Here is a 1,714-nt window from a genome sequence, read left to right as displayed (position 1 = left end):
AGATTGATGTGTTCCCAGGGGATAGGAGAAGTCGCTTGATATCTAGTATGACGTCTGTCGCACCTGCTTGATCGCGGCCGCGATAGCTAGATCGCGTTGCTCCTCTTCTCCATCCGCGTTCCAAGCTGCGGAAAGGCACCCATAAGCGTACGCCTGGTCGAGCAGGCGACGCGGATCGACGTCCAGCGCACGAGAGAATGCGTCCGCCATCTGTGCAATGCGTCTAGGATCGAGACAAAGGTCGTCTCTGTCAGCCGGATCGTAGAACATATTGGCGGCGCCAAAGCCCACTTCACCGACCAGACCGACGGGATCTATCACCAGCCAGCCGCGACTGGAGAACATGATGTTTTCATGATGCAGATCGCCATGTAGCCCACGCAGTTCCGAGGCATTGCTCATCATTTGATCGGCTATAATCGCCGCGTGGACGTAGTCAGTTTGACAACCTGCGTTTTGATCATCGCGCGCCCGCTGAAACAAAGCTGCAAAGCGATCCCGGATCGGGAGAAGGGCAGAAGGCAGGGGTTCCTCAGATGCGGCATACAGCTTCGCCATTAGTTCCGCTGCAATTTCGGTCGCCTGGTAGTCGCCGTGCTCGGCAACGATGTGAGAGAGCATTCGCTCCCCGGCATATTCGAGCAACATCAGATTGTTCTCACGACCGAGCAACCGGACTGCTCCCCTCCCATTGCGCCATACCAGATAGTCGGCCCCGCGCAGTTCATCAGCAATGTCTTCTATAGGTTTCAATCCCTTGACGATTGCAGGAGTCCCGTCTGGCAATGAAACTTTCCAAACGAGGCTGGAAAAGGTGTCCGCAATGAGAACAGGTTGCGAAACGTGCCAATGAGCAGGAAAAACAGGCGGCATGAACATCAACCCCAAGTCAGAGGGTCCAATCGCAGATAGAAGGCAAGGCGTTCGCGGTCGGGGGCTTCGATCCCCAATACATTGAATAGGACAGCGAAGGCGCGCTCTGCTTCATCTGGCGCTGCCCAGTTCTCTTCGGCGTTAGCAATCATGAGTGCCAAATCGGCATAGCGATCTGCTGTTCCGAGCCGCCCAAGGTCGATCAGACCCGTGCATTGAAGAGTTTTAGGGTCCACCATGAAGTTCGGCATGCAGGGATCACCATGGCAAACAACCATATCGGTGCGCTCTTGGTCGAGCCGCACCGGTAGCTCTCGTTCGACACGAGCCAAAAGATCGAGCTGCGGCGTACTCTTGTCCTCGTCCGGTAAGAAGTCGGGATTGACGGCATTGCGGGACACCACATCAACGGCGCGTCCGAACATTCGCGACAGCCTGCGCTCAAACGGACATTGATCAACCGATAGGCTGTGAACAGCGCCAAGTTGCTGCCCCATTGACGGCCACGCTTTGAGCAAATCCGCTCCAGACAGATCAGCCGCCGGTACTCCCGGAATTGCCGTTATCACCAAGCATGCACCCTCCTGTTCCTCCTGCCAGTTGATCACCTCGGGGCAAGCCACACCTCGACCTTTGAGCCAAATGAGGCGGTCACGCTCTCCAGCGAGCTCACCGCGGCGGGAAGCAGGTGCGATTTTCGCGAAGGCATGCCCGTCACCACGTCGAAAAACAAAATCACCAGATTCTCCGCCTCTGACAGGCAACCAGTCAGAATGCGATTCACCAAAAAAAATATTAGTTCGATTCAATGGAGGTTCCTTCAGTTTTCTGATGAAGCGCG

2 protein-coding genes are annotated in these 1,714 nt (G+C 55.7%); both read right to left on the bottom strand.

All coding sequences use genetic code 11. The annotated features are described in order from the left end of the window. Positions 1-42 precede the first annotated feature (42 nt). Positions 43-879: an aminoglycoside O-phosphotransferase APH(6)-Id gene (locus tag OKC43_RS21615; RefSeq protein WP_000480968.1), complete on the bottom strand. Its 837-nt coding sequence runs from the start codon at positions 877-879 to the stop codon at positions 43-45. Beyond that, a complete protein-coding gene (gene aph(3'')-Ib, locus OKC43_RS21610; protein ID WP_001082319.1) occupies positions 879-1,682 on the bottom strand; it encodes an aminoglycoside O-phosphotransferase APH(3'')-Ib in 804 nt (267 codons plus the stop codon). The genes OKC43_RS21615 and aph(3'')-Ib overlap by 1 nt, the downstream gene beginning before the upstream one ends. Between the last annotated feature and the right edge of the window lie 32 nt (positions 1,683-1,714).

The sequence above is a fragment of the Aeromonas sp. Y289-2 genome (assembly GCF_027705925.1).
GTDB lineage: Bacteria > Pseudomonadota > Gammaproteobacteria > Enterobacterales > Aeromonadaceae > Aeromonas > Aeromonas veronii.
The sequence above is the reverse complement of the archived record's forward strand: the minus strand, read 5'-3'. Positions and strand labels throughout refer to the sequence as shown.

Excerpts from the sequence above, each read along its gene's own strand:
- OKC43_RS21615 (WP_000480968.1), bottom strand. The coding sequence starts at position 879 with ATGTTCATGCCGCCTGTTTTTCCTGCTCATTGGCACGTTTCGCAACCT.